Source organism: Stenotrophomonas sp. STEN021, assembly GCF_056760175.1.
Map to the genome: position 1 here is coordinate 1 of NZ_JBRREH010000174.1, position 585 is coordinate 585.

Sequence of the window (585 nt, forward strand, 5' to 3'; positions counted from 1 at the left end):
GTCTTCTTCCGCTTGCCCGTGTGTTCCGCGTCCCCGAAGCTCAGCTGCATCGTCGTCATCCGTCGAACCTTGCGCTATTGTCGCCGAGGAATTGTTCAGAGCATCCCTAGATAGATGGGTACGGCGGGTAGAAGTTCTTTCGTTGCCTGCGGGCGTGCACATGCTTAGCTATCCCATTGAGACTTGGCTGGGATGGAAAGCCGACTGGGTGACTTTTAGTGCCAGTGCGGTGCATTCGTTCGATGAAATTTGAGCGTGTGCAGATTTTGTGTAAACGGGATTCGGGTAACAGCTGAGGGAGTCGCCCCTCAAACAGGATGGTAAATCGGTTCAGGGCTGCCTTCCAATCACGGATGGGTAAGGTCCATCGTTTACTGATGTTGCGCAACGCGAGGTAGAGCAGTTTGATGAGAGCTTCGTCGCTCGGAAACGCGCCGCGGTGCTTGGTTAGTTTTCGTAGCCCCATGTTCACCGACTCGATTGCGTTGGTTGTATAGATGACCTTACGGATCTCGGGTGGATAGTCGAAAAATGGGGTTAACCGTGTCCAGTTACGCCGCCAAGACTGGCCAATCGGCAGGTACT

At 53.8% G+C, this 585-nt stretch carries 1 pseudogene; it reads right to left on the minus strand.

From position 1 onward, the window contains the following. Positions 1-292 precede the first annotated feature (292 nt). Positions 293-585: pseudogene (locus tag ACVOL0_RS20390) on the minus strand (transposase); the annotation flags it as partial.